Annotated in this window: 16 protein-coding genes and 1 tRNA gene; 3 read left to right on the top strand and 14 right to left on the bottom strand. The window is 49.1% G+C overall.

The features are described from left to right. Positions 1–228 precede the first annotated feature (228 nt). The 3 genes from NFR90_RS11635 to NFR90_RS02635 form a co-directional block, all read right to left on the bottom strand. On the bottom strand, positions 229–438 hold the full coding sequence (locus tag NFR90_RS11635; protein ID WP_308645410.1) for an entericidin A/B family lipoprotein: 210 nt from the start codon (positions 436–438) through the stop codon (positions 229–231). Positions 439–469: 31 nt separating this feature from the next. Continuing rightward, a complete protein-coding gene (locus NFR90_RS02640) occupies positions 470–616 on the bottom strand; it encodes an entericidin A/B family lipoprotein (RefSeq protein ID WP_160334468.1) in 147 nt (48 codons plus the stop codon). 806 nt (positions 617–1,422) lie between these two features. Continuing rightward, positions 1,423–2,646, bottom strand: a complete 1,224-nt coding sequence (locus tag NFR90_RS02635) for a M20/M25/M40 family metallo-hydrolase (protein ID WP_251450445.1) — start codon at positions 2,644–2,646, stop codon at positions 1,423–1,425. A gap of 238 nt (positions 2,647–2,884) precedes the next feature. On the opposite strand from NFR90_RS02635, the gene NFR90_RS02630 reads away from it, so the two are divergent. After that, positions 2,885–2,975 (top strand) — tRNA-Ser (locus NFR90_RS02630). A 1,034-nt stretch (positions 2,976–4,009) separates the two neighbouring features. Continuing rightward, positions 4,010–4,966: a calcium/sodium antiporter gene (locus NFR90_RS02625; protein WP_251450443.1), complete on the top strand. Its 957-nt coding sequence runs from the start codon at positions 4,010–4,012 to the stop codon at positions 4,964–4,966. A 66-nt stretch (positions 4,967–5,032) separates the two neighbouring features. Here the strand turns inward: NFR90_RS02625 and nikR are convergent, their stop codons facing one another. The 11 genes from nikR to hutW (NFR90_RS02570) all read right to left on the bottom strand — a co-directional run bounded on the left by nikR (position 5,033) and on the right by hutW (NFR90_RS02570) (position 14,812). Beyond that, on the bottom strand, positions 5,033–5,485 hold the full coding sequence (gene nikR, locus NFR90_RS02620) for a nickel-responsive transcriptional regulator NikR (protein ID WP_251450441.1): 453 nt from the start codon (positions 5,483–5,485) through the stop codon (positions 5,033–5,035). A gap of 171 nt (positions 5,486–5,656) precedes the next feature. Next, entirely contained in the window at positions 5,657–6,421 is a 765-nt protein-coding gene (locus NFR90_RS02615) for an energy transducer TonB (protein WP_251450439.1), read from the bottom strand. Continuing rightward, positions 6,418–6,810 carry an ExbD/TolR family protein gene (locus tag NFR90_RS02610; RefSeq protein WP_251450437.1) on the bottom strand — a complete coding sequence of 131 codons (393 nt, stop codon included), beginning with the start codon at positions 6,808–6,810 and terminating at the stop codon, positions 6,418–6,420. Before NFR90_RS02610 ends, NFR90_RS02615 begins: the two co-directional genes overlap by 4 nt. 9 nt (positions 6,811–6,819) lie before the next feature. After that, on the bottom strand, positions 6,820–7,446 hold the full coding sequence (locus NFR90_RS02605) for a MotA/TolQ/ExbB proton channel family protein (protein WP_251450435.1): 627 nt from the start codon (positions 7,444–7,446) through the stop codon (positions 6,820–6,822). 15 nt (positions 7,447–7,461) lie between these two features. Then, positions 7,462–7,962, bottom strand: a complete 501-nt coding sequence (locus NFR90_RS02600) for a flavodoxin family protein (RefSeq protein ID WP_251450433.1) — start codon at positions 7,960–7,962, stop codon at positions 7,462–7,464. A 16-nt stretch (positions 7,963–7,978) separates the two neighbouring features. Further along, entirely contained in the window at positions 7,979–8,482 is a 504-nt protein-coding gene (gene hutX / locus NFR90_RS02595; protein ID WP_251450431.1) for a heme utilization cystosolic carrier protein HutX, read from the bottom strand. 21 nt (positions 8,483–8,503) lie between these two features. Further along, entirely contained in the window at positions 8,504–9,919 is a 1,416-nt protein-coding gene (locus NFR90_RS02590) for an ABC transporter ATP-binding protein (protein WP_251450429.1), read from the bottom strand. Beyond that, positions 9,919–10,692 (bottom strand): energy-coupling factor transporter transmembrane component T family protein, encoded by a 774-nt coding sequence (locus tag NFR90_RS02585; protein WP_251450427.1) that lies wholly within the window; start codon positions 10,690–10,692, stop codon positions 9,919–9,921. The genes NFR90_RS02590 and NFR90_RS02585 overlap by 1 nt, the downstream gene beginning before the upstream one ends. Further along, a complete protein-coding gene (locus tag NFR90_RS02580; RefSeq protein WP_251450425.1) occupies positions 10,670–11,254 on the bottom strand; it encodes an MptD family putative ECF transporter S component in 585 nt (194 codons plus the stop codon). Before NFR90_RS02580 ends, NFR90_RS02585 begins: the two co-directional genes overlap by 23 nt. Positions 11,255–11,282: 28 nt before the next feature. Beyond that, entirely contained in the window at positions 11,283–13,421 is a 2,139-nt protein-coding gene (locus NFR90_RS02575; protein ID WP_251450423.1) for a TonB-dependent receptor plug domain-containing protein, read from the bottom strand. Further along, positions 13,418–14,812 (bottom strand): heme anaerobic degradation radical SAM methyltransferase ChuW/HutW, encoded by a 1,395-nt coding sequence (gene hutW / locus NFR90_RS02570; protein ID WP_251450421.1) that lies wholly within the window; start codon positions 14,810–14,812, stop codon positions 13,418–13,420. Before hutW (NFR90_RS02570) ends, NFR90_RS02575 begins: the two co-directional genes overlap by 4 nt. A gap of 792 nt (positions 14,813–15,604) precedes the next feature. Between hutW (NFR90_RS02570) and hutW (NFR90_RS02565) the strand changes: the two genes are divergently transcribed. Beyond that, a complete protein-coding gene (hutW, locus tag NFR90_RS02565) occupies positions 15,605–17,068 on the top strand; it encodes a heme anaerobic degradation radical SAM methyltransferase ChuW/HutW (protein WP_251450419.1) in 1,464 nt (487 codons plus the stop codon). The last annotated feature ends 85 nt before the right edge of the window (positions 17,069–17,153 follow it).

Below are 17,153 nucleotides of genomic sequence, written 5' to 3'. Positions count from 1 at the left end.
AAAAAAATGATCCAGCCCGGAGGGAATAGCAAGGCAAAATTTTTAGATAAACCGAGAAGAAAACGTTATCTACGGGAAAACAAAGAAAAATAAAATGACAGTCTAAGCCCCGCATCAAACGGATTATTTAACTGCTCAGAACTAGCTGCTTGAGTTTTTTGTATTTAATACATACCACCATGAAATTGTCGGAGCTTCAGCTCCGACAATTTCATAAATCAGACCGATTTACTTCGGTTCAGCCGATGATTCTGCTGGCTGCGACGAGCTGCCTGAAGAACTTGTCTTGGAAGAAATCTTTGCTGACGTCTTTGTCGCAGCATGGTCGACGCTTCTGCCGACTGCCGAAACGTCTTTACCTATTCCACTGATTGTGTTGCAACCGGAAAACGCAAACATCATAGCGGCAAGAATCGCCAGAAAGCTTAGCTTTTTCATTTTTTCCCTTTGCTACGGAAGTTATAAATACTTAAAGCTTATTGGATACATCCTGAGCCGCATTATCAATACCCTGACCGACTTTAGAGACATCCTGGCCAACGCCTTTAACTGTATTGCAGCCGGTTACAGAGAAAATGAAAGCAGCAGAGATAATAGCCATAACGATCTTTTTCATACGACACCTCCATATCTATCAATAAAAGATACTGATAATTTAATCTGTTAGTTGAACGATCGATCATTCCTGCTTCCATTTCGGGAAGTATCTTTGTTGAGTTGAGACTCAGGAATTTCAAAAGAGCCGTATCAGTAATTAAAACAGGAAACGGATCAGCTTAGTTGTTCTACGTAAATGTACTCAAGCCCGGGCGATCGACCCAATGCATGGGAGACAATCAAATTCTTAGCCAGAGCGGGATCAAATATTTACTCTGATTCAGTGGATACCGTGCAACCGGACCAATCGACGTATAGGCGAACGCCGATTGTGCGTTTCCGAATAGCACGAGCGTGATCCGCTTTGATCGTTTCAGACGCAGCGATGGCGTTTGGGTTGCCTCTGTTAGTGGCTGAGCTGTTTCGAATGATTCCAGTAGTGCTCTAAAGGCTGATTTTTCTCTCGCGCTAGTTGCAGAGGATACAGGTGTGCAGCTCGACATCAACGCATCCCTATCAGATTCAACCTATGAAGCGCCAAATACGGTGCAACCTGCCTCTATACGGGCGCTTGCTTTAATTAGAGCATTTAAAATGCACGGATAAGCGACAATGCCCGTAAAGAATTAGGCTGTACGGTGACAAACACTCCGTAAATGGAGTTAGTGGCGCTTGCTTCAAAAACCGCCTAGTTTTGTTCAGTGCTTTTTTCGGGGCGCATCAATATCTAACGCACCGGGTGAAAAATGAACTATTTTTAGACCGTGACAATTAAACCGAGAGTTTTTGAGAGGGCTCGATTTTAGCCCTCTCAAAATTAAATGATTACTTCTGCTGAGCAATCAGCTCAAGCACTTTACGACCAAGAGCGATTCGGGGTTTAACGCTCGACATGTCAGACCATTCTTTTTCCGGATGATGAAGATCTCCGCCGATGACACCCATTGCGCAAGCGACTGCTGCTCCGCCTCCTGAGAAACGGTTACCGTCGGAAGCTCCGCCGACATCCATCCATTTCGGATCAGGCTGTCCAAGCTCCGAAGCCGCTTTGTTAACCAAATCAATTACTTTCTGAGACTTATCGGTATGCGCTAAGGCTGAACTCTTAGCGACATATTTAAGCTCTGACGTCACATCGGGTGCGAAACCACGCTTGCACAGAGCTTCGATCTTATCGAGTACCGCATCTCTCGTCTGATCATTAAAGAATCTGAAGTCAAACACAACCGTCGCATCTTCTGCAATCGTGTTTGCCGTTGTCCCGCCTTTTACTACATCCGCATTAAGCGTCACATCTTTATATTCCGATGCAATCGCTTTAATTTCCGGAATAGCTTTAGCCATCGCCTCAATAGCATTTCTTCCCTGCTCCGGATTATTACCTGCGTGTGCGGGTCTTCCGTGGAAGTTAATAGTTAAGAACATCGAGCCTTTTCTAGATCGCACAAAACCGTTTCCGGGGCGGCCGGGTTCGTAAACTAAAGCGATATCTGTTTTCTTCGCCTGTTCGTCCATGAAGCTGCGGGAGGCAGGAGAACCGGACTCTTCTCCCGGATTAAGAACAACAGCGATATTCAGTTTACGTAGCGCTTCAGGCGGAATCTTTTTACAAATCCACCAAACCGCGTTTAAAGAACTTTTATCATCGGCAACGCCCGCACCGTGGGCGATGTTGTCTTTAATGGTCAAAGGGTACTTTGCCGCGTTTCCAACAGGTTGAACCGTATCCGAATGGATAGCCAAAACAACGTCGTAGTGGTTTTGATTCGGCGTGTTAGTTGCAACCAACGCCTTTCCTCGGCCCTCGCAATCCTTAGTTGTCACAGTCCAGCCGACCGATTTGAAGCGTTTCTCAAGAATATCCGCGATCCGGTTTGCGCCTTCAATATATCCGGATTTTGAATCGATAGAGATAAGCTCATCCAATTCCTTCAAATATTGCTGCATATTGAAATCATCAGCGTAATCATTGCCGGCTGCGGCAAATACTGTAGAAGGAAGTGAACCGGCAACGAGACAGCCGGATATAAAAGTTCTGCGTTTAGTCATTTGTTCTCCTTAGGTTGAGATTGACTCTACCAAGCGATTATCACATATATTAGTTATGAATAAACATTTTTATTATGAAGTTCTGAGATGTCAGGCCTGTCGCACCAACTTTATAACGTCACCTTATGACCTCGATGACAACCATTGCACAAGACAATCTTATTGTCTGTGACATCCAGAGCAACCACCATCGCTTGCAGACAAATGATTTTTGCGTATAATTCAGGCTTCCGCTTACGGAAGGGTGGCAGAGCGGTTTAATGCACTGGTCTTGAAAACCAGCGACGAGTGATCCTCGTCCGTGGGTTCGAATCCCACCTCTTCCGCCAATACCTCAATATCCATGTGGATTTCCAAAGATCAAAACAAAATGGCCCACAGATTGGCCTACATCCGAAATTCAAGGTTGCTGTTCATTTGTGGTTCTGCTCGCAGAATTTAATTGCTTGTTCAGCTCGGCCTAGTAACTCTCGACCCTCGACAGCCAATCGGAGACATCGATTACGCTCCCGATCGGCGTAAAACTATACAGGGCTGAGCAGACACAGGAGACTTGTATATTGATTACAAGATCATCCTCGTACCAACGTTGCGGAGAGAGATAATCCACGCGCGACGTTAAGATACGAGTTTTAATAGAAAAATAAGTATGATTTTCAGTATCCCCTCTCAGAGGGAGCTTTTTCTCAAACAAATTAGCTCGCGAATAAGCGGATGCATCAACTGTTTTCCGCCGGCACATCGTGAATAAAACCCTCTTCCGCCAAATCTTCCTCTTCCGCTAAAACCTATATATATCCGCCTGTTCCAGAGGGCGAAGAAAACGTTCATCAAAAATCCCCGGCTAAACTTTTTACCGCACGACAGGCTCGTTTATTCTTTGGAACTTTTGTTTGCTGAATTTAATGGGGCTATGTGCTTGTTTAATTATCTTCAGTGCGCAGTATTTTCAACATTTAAGCCGTAAGTTCGGAAATTATCCGCTTGCTGACGCCTAAATTAAAAAAAATATGATGCGCCTCACCCTCTCTTCTCAAATCAATCCCCCTCTTCCGGCACAAATTCTTCATCTTTTCCGTAATCAAACTTTCCTACCGTTTGCTAACTCACAATTGACAGTCCGTCAGGAAAACCAAAATCTGAACCCCAAATCTTTGACGACGGTTTATTTTTTGATATATCATTCCCACTTCCGTGAGGGAGTAGTATGCGCACTGCGCAGCAAGTCAACATCCTGGTCTTAGACCTGGCTTGCTTTAATTTACGAGACTCATGATGGCCGGAGGCTGTTCATGGGTCGTGTCTATTTCATCCATGTTCAGCACCCCGACGGTTAATAGATAAACATAAAAGCTGAAATAACATGGAATTAGCTATAACAATCGCCCTATTCGTTCTCGGCCTGATCTTTGTGATCAAGGGCGGAGACTATTTTGTGGATGCCGCATCTTGGATCGCGGAAAAAACCGGTATTCCTAAACTTATTGTGGGTGCGACTATCGTCAGTGTCGCCACCACCCTCCCGGAAATGCTCGTATCCTGCATGGCCGCAGCTCAGGGGAAAGTAGATCTTTCTATCGGAAATGCTGTCGGCAGTGTAACTGCGAACATCGGACTCATCATGGCTCTCGCTATTATCTTTATGCCGGGCGCCATTAATCGTAAAACTTACCTTTTGAAGTCGATCCTGATGCTCACTGCCGCAGCTCTGATCGCGCTCTGCGGTTTCTTCGGTCAGGTTTCTATCCCGATATCCTGCGCCTTAATCGCAATATTCGCTCTCTTTATCTGGGAAAATATCCGAGACGCCCTTCATCATATGCGGCAGAAAAAAGACCGCAGCGAAGATGAAATAGAAAATGTCCGTAAAGGAGTCATCGCTGCAAAATTCATCTTCGGAGCTGCCGGCATAATCGTCGGCGCTCAGCTCCTTGTCGATAACGGAAGCCTGATCGCTCAGCATATCGGGATCCCCGAACGTGTCATCGGCGTGACTCTGGTCGCGGTAGGCACATCGCTACCCGAACTGATCACGACAATTACAGCAATTATCAAGCGTCAGTCAGCGCTTTCTATCGGCAATATCTTAGGCGCCAACATTATTGATCTGACACTCATCATGCCGCTCTCCTCCCTTATCGCAGGAAAACCGCTGCCGATTTCGCCTTCCATGGCCATGATCGACCTTCCCGCCTGCCTCTTTGTCGGATTAATCGCTATTGTGCCGGCAATGATCCTTTCCAAATTCTCACGCTGGCAAGGAATTCTTCTACTGCTCGTATACGCCGGCTACATCACGCTCACCTGTTCACGTATTTAAAACTCGGAACAAATAAGACTAAAGAGGAGCGCAAACCGCTCCTCTTCGTTTTAGAAAAAAAGACAATTAAGAATGCGAATGGCCCTCGCCTTCGTGATGATGCCCGTGAACATGGCCTGAGTTGTCCGCGACTAAATAGTTGACCGCGCCGTGCGCAACGTGTGTTTCAGACAGCATTTTCTTTGCGAGCTCCTTAACATCGGCCGTTGCTCCGCGCAGCACGACCGTTTCGACGCAATTGTGCTCGTCTAAGTGAACGTGCATAGAAGAAACCACAAGTTCGGTATGCAGGTGCTGATGCTTAACCATTCTCTGAGCCAGATTGCGCTCTTCGTGGTTGTAACCGTAGGAGACAACCGCAGCGCACCGTCCCTTGTCCGCATCCAGCTGAACTTCAAGAAGCTTTTCCTGAATCAAATCCCGAATGGCTTCCGAACGGTTTTTATATCCCTCTGAAGTGACATATTTATCAAAGGCCTGAGAAAGTTCTTCATCCAGAGAGATGGTAATTCTATCCATAGCGCACCCTACGAAAAATTTTTGACAGTTTAACAAAGCAAGTCCGTTTCAGGGATTGCGCCTCCAAACTCCGCTAATCAAATCCCAAACTGCCCCGACTGTCCGGGACCGACTTATCCCAACCGCTCCGAGAGAAAGTCTTCGGTCTAACTGTGACCTCTCACAAGCAAATTAACTGTCGCTCAGTGTGAAACGAATCGGAACGGTAAGCTTTAGGCCTGGATTAAGTACGCCAAGCTCAGTGCCGACGAGACGGGCGGCCAAACTCTCGCATTCGCGGTCCAGAGGGCCTTTTCCACTCGCCTTGCTCACTGAAGCAGCCGTTATCTTCCCGGTTTTATCGACGATAAAAAGAACCTCCGTCACGCCTTCCATCTCGGCCCTTCTCGCCGCTTTCGGGTAACGTTTGCGCTTTTCCACGAGCGCTACCAGCATAGAAGCAATGGTATTGCGTGTTTTAAGCTCATTGACACTCTCATTGCCTTCGGTTTTAGCTGCGGACGTCGACTGAGTAGGAGGATCCTGAGTCACAGTCTTCTTAACTGTCTTTTGAATTTCCTTTTTCACTGCCTTTTTAGGCTTCACGGGCTCCGGCTTCACCGATTCCGGCGGTTTTACCGGTTCGCGTATCGGCTCAGGTTCCTTGACGGGTTCCGGTTCAGGTTCGGGTTTAGGCTCCAGTTCCGGAGCGGTTTTTATATCTGAGTCCTCCGCTAGCAGCCGGTTTTTTTCCGGCTGAGGCGCGGCCGTCGGCTGCGGAGGCACAAACTGCTCAAAGGAAAGCTCAATCAGCTGCATCGGCTGAACCGGAACAACTGTTTCATCTTTATGCCCTCTGATCAGCCAAAAAATGAAACTCAACGCCAATAGAACTAAAACCTTTGCGATTCGTTTGGCTTTGCAGACATTTTTATCCTCCCGCGGCACTGATCTCATTTAACCGACTCCGCGGCTCTGGTGCTGATGACAAAGCGGCCCCCTCGCTTGTGCTTTGCCACATCAACAATAGAAACAAACGACTCGAAGGGCGCCTTCTCGTCAATCATAAGGTTCAGCATCCCGTCCGGGTGTTCGTCGAGGAACTGCGGCAGATCCTCTTTCGTGACAGGAGCGCCTTCGTGATAAATCGACCCGTCGGATTTAACATTTAATACCAGCTCGGCCTCTTTCTTGCGCACAACCGAATTGTCCGCGGACGGAAGCACAAGGTCGAGCACCGGTTTGCTGAACGTCATCGTCATGACAAAGAAAATCACCAGCATGAAAATCACGTCAATCAGAGGCGTCAGGTCGATTCTGGGTTCTTCATCGAATTCATCAAACATCCGGTGCTCCTAGGCTGCAGCCTGCTCCGCCTCATACTTAGCCGCGACCCTTGCGGATTCGAGAGAACGGTAGCTGTATTCGACCGCTTCGATTCTGAGCTCTTTAATGCGCAGCATCAGATAGTAATAAGCCATCAGAGCGGGAATTGCGACGACAAGTCCCATGACCGTTGTCACCAGAGCGGTCCAAATACCGGCCGCAAGCATTGTCGGATCCGGAGAAACGTTCTCCGCGATCGCTCTGAACACACGAACCATACCGAGGACTGTACCGAGCAGACCCAGCAGCGGAGAAACCGCGGCAATCAGTTTCAGCCAAGTCAGCGCGTTGTTGACCGGCTTAAAGTTCTTATGAAACAAATAAGCGACCTCCGCTCGGATGTCTTCAGAGTGAGCCGCATGCGTCGTCACGACGTCACGAACAATACAGATAAGCGGATTGGTGCTTTTGCCGTACGCGCGCCGAATCCGCTCTGCGGTCGTGTTCTCCATTCCGCGGAAACTCCCTTTAAAGCTCCGCAGTACGCCTCTCAAATAAATAATGTTCCAGACGGTGATATACACCGCCGCGATGCCGACGATAAAGAGAACTACGCCGGCACATCCGATAAGATCGTATATCTGTGTAAAGTTCATGACGATGGTTTTTTATTATTTTTCAACGGCTTTCAGCATGCAGATCGCCCATTCGGCGGCTTCGCTGAGATCCTGCGGCGTGGGATGCTTTGCGGCTTCCTCAAGTTTTGCCTTACGCTCCGGCGTCATCGGTTTTGCGCCCGGCATCTTGGCCATCATTTCCAAAATCTTGGGATCAACCTTGCCCTGCCATAAGCTGAGACCGAGAATGTTGGGCGCAGAAATACGCTCTAAAACTTTAGAGGCGAACGCGCGGCCGCGCTCGCTATTAGGATCTCCGCCAAGCGTTCCGAAGACCGCTGTAGGCACCGAGCCGATGTTTTTAAAAAACTCTTCCCACAGTTCATCCGGATGACCTTTGTCACACCAAAATCCGCAGAAGATCAGGTCATATTCCTGAGGATTAACATCCGTCGGAAGTTTCTTCAGCTGCGAACCCGGCAGCGCTTCGGAAATCGCTTTGGCAATCTTCTCAGTGTTGCCTGTCAGGGACGAGTAGACAGTCAAGATTTTCATTTTTGCTCCTAATCCGTTATTTGTATTCAGCCTGGAGCGCGAGGAACTGCTCCTTGGCCGACTCGATCAGCTGATGTTTTTCACGGCCGACATAGAAACTGTAGGCGCAGCGGCCTTCTTTATCAAAGAAGGCGGCAAAATGGCTTTCCCGACCCATGAACGGCATGGTCACAAAACCGATCTCCGCAATATTCTCATACTTAAAGTGTCCTTGAAGCGGCGCCTTTCCGCCCATCAGGTTGTAGTAGCCCTTGGCACATTTGCCGACCGCGACCTTGGATTCCACTTCAATGACGTTCCCGCCTGCGATCACGATAAAGGTCGCCTTTTCCCACTGACTGATGCGCTGCCAGACTTTTTCGAAATCGCTGCCCGGCGCGAAAGTGCACATACCTTCCGGCAGAGCGTGCGCGGCCTCGAGCGCAGTGGCCCCGATGGCGGCCGCAAGCGTGTCAAGCGTGACGGGTCGGCCCGAGTGGATCACTTCCTGAATCTTTGCCTGTTTTTCTGTTTCTGACATTTTTCTTTCCAATTTAAAAAGTTAATTAATCGTGTTTTGGGTTGTCGGGAGTTTTTTCAAGGTCACCGCGCTTTGGCAGACCATCTGAATCAGTTCAAGGTCATGCGTAATCACAAGTACCGCCTTTCCTTCGTCGGAGAGTCTCTTCAGAGCTGAAGCAATGCGTTTCAGATTTGCGCCGTCCAGCCCGCTTGTCGGTTCATCCAAAATAATCACATCCGGATTTTTAGCAAAAGCGCAGGCGATCACAAGGCGCTGCTTTTGTCCGCCGGAGAGCGAATGCGGGTGTCTGTCCTTCAGATCCTGCAGATCAAATAAGCCGAGCAGCTCTTCGGCGGCGCGAGAACCTCCTTTGCATCCTGCCGCCTCCAGACTCGTCTGAAGTTCCTCAAAGACCGTGCGCATGTAAAGCTGATGATCGGCATTCTGCAGCACTACGGCGACATGCCTGAAGCATTCTTTTTGATTAAGTTTTTGTCCTCGGATCGCGAACGATCCTTCCTTGGCTTTATTAAGACCGGTGAGCAGGCGGGCCAAGGTGGTTTTACCCGCGCCGTTTTCTCCGAAAACGCCGCAGATCCCTTTGGGCAGCTCCATATTAAAGTGCCGCATGACCGCCCTTCCGGGATATTCAAAAGTCAGATCCCGCACACTGAGGATCGGGTGGCTTGCGCTCATGGGCACGGGAAGCGTATCTCTGCAGTCCTTGACGGAGATTTCCCGAAGACCGACTTTCGATCGGAATGCCGGATCAAGATCATTAAACGTCCCTTCCCGGATGATTTTTCCCTTTTCAAGAACAATCACTCGGTCCGCAACATCCTTTAGCCAATACAGGCGATGGTCGACAACGAGAATCGCAGTACCCTGCTCTTTCAGCTTTTGAACTTCTCGGGCTAAATCTTCCGTCGATTCCGGATCCAGATTTCCGGTCGGTTCATCCAGAATCAGCACTTTTAAAGGTTCCATCATCAGAGAAGCCAAACCAACTTTCTGCTTCTGGCCCTGAGAAAGCTCGTGAATCGTGTTCTTCAGTACTGAGTTCAGTCCGAAGCGGTTTGCGGCGTCAGCGATCTTTCGGTCAATTTCGTTGGGATCAGTGCCCCGGCACTCAGACATAAAAGCCATTTCCTCCTCCACGCCAAGCGCGAAGAACTGACTTTCCGGATTTTGAAAAAGCGTTCCGACCCGATGTGAGATGTCGCTGAGTTTCTCCGTTTTATTGTCTCTCCCGCACACTCTGACGCTACCCTTGAGCGAGCCCCCGTAATAATGCGGGCAAAGACCGTTAATAAGCCGAATCAGGGTGGATTTGCCGCAGCCGGAAACACCGGTCACGAGCACCACTTCTCCCGCAGAGACGTTAAGAGAAATATCTTCAAGCGCGCAGCGCGAGCTGAAAGGATACTGATAGGTAACATGGTCTAAATTAATCATTACTTCATTGCCGCCGGCGCGGAGTTAGGGAAATAGAACTGAAGAACCGCGGCAGCCGCGCAAATCAGGACGATTAAAACAATGATCAGATAATCATTTCGCGTGAAGGAAGCTGCGGCAGCCCTTCCCGCGGAAGAGCCGGAATTTAAACCTTTAAGCTCAGCCGCGATGCCAAGCTCATCGCTGGTTTTAAGCGCGCGGAAAAGAAGCGGCGTAAATAAAAGACGCGTGGTTTGAAACGGATGAATGGTGCACGTCCACGGATTGATCTTATAGCCGCGAATTTTAAGTGACTCCCAAATCTGACGGATGTCATTCATAAACGTCGGAATAAATCGAATGATCACCGCCGAAGGAAGATAGATAACGAACGACAGTCTCAGTTTCTGCAGCCCGCTGAGAATGGTCTGGAGTCTTCCGGTAAAAGCAAGCGGAAGAACCACGTTAAGCATGGTAAAACCGCGAAGAAACGGAACCAGCATGGAGGACAGCGACATGCTCTTGCCCATTGCCGGGAACCAAATGGAAATCAGATATCCGAAGCCCGCGGAAAGCGCCATCATCAGAATACAGGCGCAATAACTCACCGCGATAATCTTCGGTCGTTTTAATAAAAGAAGATATACAAAAGAGCTTGCAAAAAGCAGGTACTGAGCGGCTTCAGAAGAAATCGCCACCGTCATAATCGAGGCAGCGGCCGCGATCAGCATTTTGACGCGCACGTCTATCCGATTGAGCGGAGATGTCGGGTTAGAAGCAAATGATGCCCGCATGTCTTAATTCCTTAGTTGAACGATAGCCGGTCCAAAGACCGATCAGTGAGCCGACATAGCCGATGATCACAATCGGGATCACCACAGCCATCAGCGCGGGCGACTCGCGCATCATCAGGTATGAAATGCCGAGAGAGCCGAATTTGCAGATCAGATCAAAGCAGCCGACGCCCCAGTAAACACTGCCCGGCAGTCCTGCTTTACGTACCGAGGCCATAAGGAGTTCGCTGAGAAGCGCCGCAAAAAGCATCGGGACGATAAGCGTAATGTTTCCTCCGAGAAGAAGGAAATTCACGAGTGTGCTCACGATCACAAAGAGCGTCAAAGTTCCGCTCTGTTTCACTTTGAAGAGCATCACGACCAAGAGTGTCGTGAACACCATGTTTTTAAGCAGAAGCGAAACAGGATTCATCCCTCCTCCCACCATGGCGATTAAAACAGTAGAAATTTTGGCGGCAGCCGCAAAGATTCCGATAACGACCAGATCTTTAGCGGACCAGCGGTCGGAGAACCTTTGTTTACGGCCGACTGCCGCGGCGTTTAACGTCATTTCATCAGTCATGTCAGTTACAGGATGAATCCGGTTCAGGTTAATACTTAGCGCTGAGTTTGAAGTTCACTCGGCGGCCGGGCTCGTAAATGGAAGTCTCATAGCCGTAGAGCTGATTGGTGATATTCAGCACTTCAAAGTTAGCGCTGTAGGCCTTCTTTGGTCCGAAGTGATAGGCGGTCGCGAAGTTAAAGGTTGTGTAGCCCGCGATACGCGTTGTCTCATCGCTAGAAACCGAGTAAGTCTTCTTGGCGGTCGCACTTCTCAGATAAGTGTCTGTAGTCCAGCGGCCGTTAAAGAGCGGAACATCGGTTCTCAGACCGTAGCGCGCGGTAAAGGCCGGTGTGCCGGAATCATAAGTGAAAACGCCGTTTGCCCATTCGGTTTTTCTTCTGATCACAGAGAAGAACGCATACGGATTGATGTACTCGTTCACTTTGAAGTTCAGAGAAAGTTCCGCACCGAATGTCTTTGCCTTATCGGCATTCACATAGCGATAGACGTCAGAGCCTGAGCCGCTGAGGATTTCTGTCGAGATGTAGTCGTCCGCAAGGTTATAGAAAACTGCGAAGTCGGCATCGACATAAGTGCCGCTGTAGCGGACACCGATTTCGAAATTGTTGGATTTCTCCGGCTTCAGATTAGGGTTGCCGTAGACCGTTCCGCCGCCCATACTGTTAATCAGGAATTTCTCCTGCAGATTCGGGACACGGAAGCCCTGAGACCACTGAGCGCGAATCGACGTATCTTCAATTCCTTTCCAGATAAAGCCTAAATTGAAGACCGGGCGGCTTTCATTGTTGCTGCCGACCGAGCCCGCATCATCCACGGGGGTATTCACGTAATTAGTTGTTCCCGCGGGTGTCGTTCTGTGTCCGTTGCGCAGAGCGCTTGCATTGGTCAGTTTAGAATTCACGAATGTGTAGCGCACACCGTAGTTCATTGTGAAATCCATGGGTAACTCGGTTTCCATGGCGGCGAACACGGCGTTAGTAATTTCCTTGCCTTCTACATAACGGTTGGTGACGTAGTCTGTGTCCAGCATTGTCATGGGACCCATCTTCATTTTCTGGGTGAAGGCGGCATCCGTTGAAGCCTTTAACGAGTCCTGAGTAAATTCGTAGCCGGTGATGAGCGTATTGCTGTCACCGAGCTGCCAATCCGCCTGCAGACTCGTTCCGAACGTACGGATCTTGTTATTTGCTACAGAGTCGGTCACGACATTCATGTTGTACGCCGGCGTGTTAACCGAGGCTCCAACGTAATTGCGCATTTGCTTGTGGTTATTCTGCCAAAAGCCGTCCCAACGAACCCTAGTAAGATAGCTTGTCAGATTCTTACCTTCGGCAAAGAGTGCGACTTTATCGCGTTTCCACTTAGGAATACGGACGAAGAATTCATTATCCGGATCCTGCTCATAGTCCCAGCTGGAAGAATTAATATCGGAGTCAAAGGTATCAGCACTCATGCCGACAGTAAAATGCTCATTAAAGTCGTAGTTCAGGAAAGCACCTAAGTTTTTCTGACGAAAATCCGTTCCGTTCTGGTATCCAAGCGGCGTCTTGATATCGCCGTGGCTCTGATAGCCGGCATTCAGTCGGTACTTAAGACCTTTATAGTCTCCGCCGAAAGAAATTGACTCTTCCCAGCCATGGCCTGCGCCATTCCAGCCGACAGAAGCTTCTGCTTCAAAGGGCTTTTTACCTCCCTTCTTTGTGATGATATTAATCACCCCGCCAATAGCATCTGAGCCATAGAGCACGGAGGCCGGCCCCTTGATGACTTCGATGCGTTCAACCGATGAAGGATCAATTAAAAGCGCCGGGCCGGACATCGACTTATGTTCCGAGACACGCTGTCCGTCAATAAGGATTAGGCTTCGAAACGCGTCTTCACCTCGGATCTGAACGCGCTTTAAACCCTGAGAGCCGTCGCCGGTTACTTCAACACCGGGAACATCGGAAAGGAGCTCCCCGATATTTCTCGCAGAAGAATTGCGAATTTCCTCCTGCGTGAGCACCGATACGCTCATCGGCACATCTAGGAGCTGCTGCTCTATGCGTCCGGCGGTTACGGTCACTTCGACCGCTTTCTGAACTTCCTGGGCCTGCGAGGAAAATGCTGCAATCAGCGCCGCTGCTGCCGCTGAATATTTAAAAGTTTGGATTTTAGAGGTCATAAGTTGGTATTTTTAATATGGTTGAGAATGTGCTGCGTCATCCGTCCCTGCCAGAACTGACCGGCCACGGTCAGTTCGTATCTTTCAGAAAACGGCAGCAGCAGTCCGGCTTCCGTCCAATTTTCTGTGATCGGTTCGAAAGCTTTGCTAAGCTGCGGGGAGAATTCTTTTGCAAGCGCAGAGGGGTTGAAGTAATTCAGCTCCATCTGCTCGGCAACCGCTCGACCCAGTTCCCAGTTTTTGGAGGGCCGCATCATCATCGCGATCGGCTTTACGCCCTCTTCGACGCTCTTTATCCATGCATCAGGCGCGCGATGCTGCATGTAACTGAATCCGTCGATCACTCCACCCGCCCCAGGGCCATAAGCGAGACAGTCGGTACGAGTTTTAGCGTAATAGTTATAGAAATTTCTTTCGCGTGTATTGGATGCCCAGTGACTGATTGAAAGGCGGCTCCATCCGGCTTCACGCATCTGAAAGACCGCCTCACGGAACATACGCGCGCGCATCGCGTGATCGGGCCCCGCGGGCAGTTTGCCGTTGGCGATGTATTTGTGGAGAGGAGAACGCTCAAAGACTCGGAGCTGATAGCAGTCAACTCCGTCCAGACCCAGATCTTTAGAAATCTGAAGATCTTCAAGCCAGGTTTCCAATGTTTGATACGGGAAGCCGTATATCAGGTCGATCACGACAGCGGCCTGGCTATAGCTCATCAGGCGTGTAAGCCTTCGGATGAGTTCTTCTTTAGAAGAGCGGCGACCGACCGCCTGACGCACTTTGGTATCAAACGTCTGCACGCCGAGCGAGAAGCGGTTTGCGCCGCCTTCGATCGCAGCTTCCATCTTGTCGTCACCGAATCCGGACAATCTGCCTTCGTAGGTGATTTCGCAATCGTTTGCGAGCGGCAGGTACTTTCTGACGGCTTCAAGCACGCGTCGAATATCAGATGCTTCGAGCGCGGTCGGCGTACCGCCTCCGAAGTAGACGGCGTGCACCGGTTCTTTATTCTGAACGGGTTTATCCGCCCAGAGCTGCATCTCTTTAATTAAGGTGTCCGCGTATGCCGCGCTTTCCTCTTTCGTGCGGTAAGGCTTGATATAGAAAAGGCAGTACAGGCAGCGTGTTTCGCAGTAAGGCACATTGATATAGGCAACGGTTCTGCGTTTTCTCGGCTGCTCGGTCAGTCTGTTGAGAACGGAAGGAAGTTCCGTCGGTAAAACCGGTGAAGCGTCGAGTCCGGGATGGATATCAATAGATTCCGGGAAAGCGTCCGTTATCGGGTTGTCGGTAACGCGGGCAAACCAAGGCTGTTCCTGCGGCGCGTTGAAAGGTTTACGAAAATCGATGACGGTTTTCTGTTTCACCTGAGGCGTCTCTTCTCTCGCATTCATAACTTATCAAAAACTTAAATATTTAATCGATAATGATTCTCATTCATCGAATCATATTCTAAAAATTTACTTGAATGCTTCTTATTCTCATTAGCAAAAACCCTGATCCGCCTCAGGCGTATTTGCGAATCATCTATTTATCTATTTGATTATTTGATATAACTTTTATTAACATTTTAAGGATAAATATGAAACATTTATCCAATAAAACTTAAACTAAAGCGATTGTTCCGGTGATCAAACGTTCTTTCTTCACATCTGTTATTCCAAGAAACGGATCATTTCAGGATAAAACAAAATTTATTTATCTAATTGTATATACGTGATAATTTTATTTTGATCCTGTTCTCAGCAAAAGCCCTAAGGCCATCCTTTGCAGCGTCTAAAAAGATTCAAGCTTAGGGAATTCTTAGAAAAAGTGATTAAAAACGTACAATTTTCTGCCTTTCTGTTTAACTTATTTACATCATCGAGATTAATTCTCATTATCGTATTCCCTAAGATATTGAACCGTATGTCTTATAACCTCCTGTTTTATCGATTTTTTTACTAAATAGCGCTCTATTTCCGCCCTAAGTTCATACACGATTGCATCGATTTTTGTTCGTTAGAATGAATTTCTAAATTGTCAGGCAATCCGCGTACGGCCCGAGACTCTCACTGAGATTACGAGGGAAAACGCCTTTGCCGAATGCAGATTTTTTTGGGACCTTGATAAAGGCCCCTGAGCATTAAACAACGGTCATTACCGCCGTATCGGACGGCTTATGACTTCTTACACTGGAGTGCTCGATGTCCTCGTTTGAAACCGGAGTTCAGTTATTTAAAAAGCTTCTGATGAAACAGAAAAATATGGATGCGTACTTTGCCAATGAAGAGGACGCCCTGCACCGCGCATTCCCGGCAAAGGCTACCGTCCACTCGGGACCTTTCGGTATTCCGATGCTTTGGAGCACTGCTCGAAACTATCTGGAGAAGAAGTCGCATGAGCCCCGCAGAAAAGAAGCGCTTGCCTACGTACATATTCCTTTCTGCGAAAGCCGCTGCTTATTCTGCATGTTCTATCAGAATCCCTGGACCGCGGAAGAATCAGAGCGCTACTGCCGCAACCTCATTCGCGAATTCGCGCTTTGGAGCGGGCGCCCCGCTCAGAACTCCGCGCCGATCAAAGCCTTATATTTTGGCGGCGGAACTCCGACCGCTCTTCCTCCCCAACAATTAAAAGAGCTGCTCATCGCTGCAAAAAAATATCTTCCCCTCTCCGATGACTGCGAAATTACTGTCGAAGGACGAGTCCATAACATGACGGACGAAATGCTCGAAGCGTCGCTCGAGGGGGGCGTCAACCGGTTTTCTTTCGGCGTACAGAGCTTTGACGCGAAGATTCGCAAAGAGATGCAGCGCATCGATACGCCAGAACGCGTCATCCGCAGACTCGAAGAGATTGCCGCGAATAGGCAGGCCGCTGTCGTCATCGACCTGCTCTTTGGGTTCCCCGGACAAAAAGGTACTGCTTGGGAGAGCGATCTGAAGATCGCTTCGGAACTTCCAATCGACGGCGTCGACTGCTATCAGCTCAATGTGTTTGAAAAGTCTCCTCTGAATAAGAGAATTCAGGCGGGGCTGCTGGAGCCCGCTGCAACGCTTGCGGAAGCCGCCGATATGTTTGCGCGCAGCGTGGAAGTGTTTTCCGCGCACGGCGAGTGGCGGCGTCTCACCAACACGCATCGGGCAAGAACCGCGAGAGAGCGCAATATCTACAATTCCTTAGCCAAAGGTTCTCTGGACTGTCTTCCGTTCGGATGCGGCGCGGGCGGCAAACTCAGCGGACACAGCTGGATGCAGGAGCGCAAGCTCTCCAAATGGAACGAAATGGTTGAGAAGGACCAGAAACCGGTCTTTGTGATGATGAAGCCTCAGGAAAACTGGTATTTGCTCCGCACACTGGCTTCGAGCGTTGAATCCGGTCCGTTCTCTCTTAAAGCAATCGGAGAAGCGTTCGGAGTCGAAATCGAAAAACCGCTGAAACCCGTTACCGATCAATGGATTAGGGCTGGACTTTTAGAGAAGAAAGACGATCTCTTTATTCCGACCGTCGCGGGACAGTTCTGGTACGTCACGATGGCGCAGCTTCTCACGGAAGCGCTGACAGGAGTGCTCTCTAAAGGATCTGTGCGTACGGAAGATCTGATTGAGCAGAGTGTGTATTCGCCCAATCAGGGTCAGGCGTGGCTTGACGGCGTTCCGAGGAAATAGCATCTTCTTTAATTGAAACGCTTGGGACGGATGCAGAGCTTCTTCCCGCTTCTGTCCCACTCTCTTCAACCTTTTAGCTGAACGA

It is taken from the genome of Parasutterella muris (assembly GCF_943193095.1).
GTDB classification, from domain to species: domain Bacteria; phylum Pseudomonadota; class Gammaproteobacteria; order Burkholderiales; family Burkholderiaceae_F; genus Parasutterella; species Parasutterella muris.
Note: the sequence above shows the minus strand (reverse complement) of the source record. Positions and strands in the feature narration are given on the sequence as shown.

What these genes read in the sequence shown, in the direction of transcription:
- NFR90_RS02635 (WP_251450445.1), bottom strand. Translation starts at nt 2,646, where the DNA reads ATGACTAAACGCAGAACTTTTATATCCGGCTGTCTCGTTGCCGGTTCA.
- NFR90_RS11635 (WP_308645410.1), bottom strand. Translation starts at nt 438, where the DNA reads ATGAAAAAGCTAAGCTTTCTGGCGATTCTTGCCGCTATGATGTTTGCG.
- NFR90_RS02625 (WP_251450443.1), top strand. Translation starts at nt 4,010, where the DNA reads ATGGAATTAGCTATAACAATCGCCCTATTCGTTCTCGGCCTGATCTTT.
- NFR90_RS02640 (WP_160334468.1), bottom strand. Translation starts at nt 616, where the DNA reads ATGAAAAAGATCGTTATGGCTATTATCTCTGCTGCTTTCATTTTCTCT.
- NFR90_RS02575 (WP_251450423.1), bottom strand. Translation starts at nt 13,421, where the DNA reads ATGACCTCTAAAATCCAAACTTTTAAATATTCAGCGGCAGCAGCGGCG.
- NFR90_RS02615 (WP_251450439.1), bottom strand. Translation starts at nt 6,421, where the DNA reads ATGAGATCAGTGCCGCGGGAGGATAAAAATGTCTGCAAAGCCAAACGA.
- hutX (WP_251450431.1), bottom strand. Translation starts at nt 8,482, where the DNA reads ATGTCAGAAACAGAAAAACAGGCAAAGATTCAGGAAGTGATCCACTCG.
- NFR90_RS02605 (WP_251450435.1), bottom strand. Translation starts at nt 7,446, where the DNA reads ATGAACTTTACACAGATATACGATCTTATCGGATGTGCCGGCGTAGTT.
- NFR90_RS02610 (WP_251450437.1), bottom strand. Translation starts at nt 6,810, where the DNA reads ATGTTTGATGAATTCGATGAAGAACCCAGAATCGACCTGACGCCTCTG.
- NFR90_RS02585 (WP_251450427.1), bottom strand. Translation starts at nt 10,692, where the DNA reads ATGCGGGCATCATTTGCTTCTAACCCGACATCTCCGCTCAATCGGATA.
- hutW (WP_251450419.1), top strand. Translation starts at nt 15,605, where the DNA reads ATGTCCTCGTTTGAAACCGGAGTTCAGTTATTTAAAAAGCTTCTGATG.
- NFR90_RS02590 (WP_251450429.1), bottom strand. Translation starts at nt 9,919, where the DNA reads ATGATTAATTTAGACCATGTTACCTATCAGTATCCTTTCAGCTCGCGC.
- nikR (WP_251450441.1), bottom strand. Translation starts at nt 5,485, where the DNA reads ATGGATAGAATTACCATCTCTCTGGATGAAGAACTTTCTCAGGCCTTT.
- NFR90_RS02580 (WP_251450425.1), bottom strand. Translation starts at nt 11,254, where the DNA reads ATGACTGATGAAATGACGTTAAACGCCGCGGCAGTCGGCCGTAAACAA.
- hutW (WP_251450421.1), bottom strand. Translation starts at nt 14,812, where the DNA reads ATGAATGCGAGAGAAGAGACGCCTCAGGTGAAACAGAAAACCGTCATC.
- NFR90_RS02600 (WP_251450433.1), bottom strand. Translation starts at nt 7,962, where the DNA reads ATGAAAATCTTGACTGTCTACTCGTCCCTGACAGGCAACACTGAGAAG.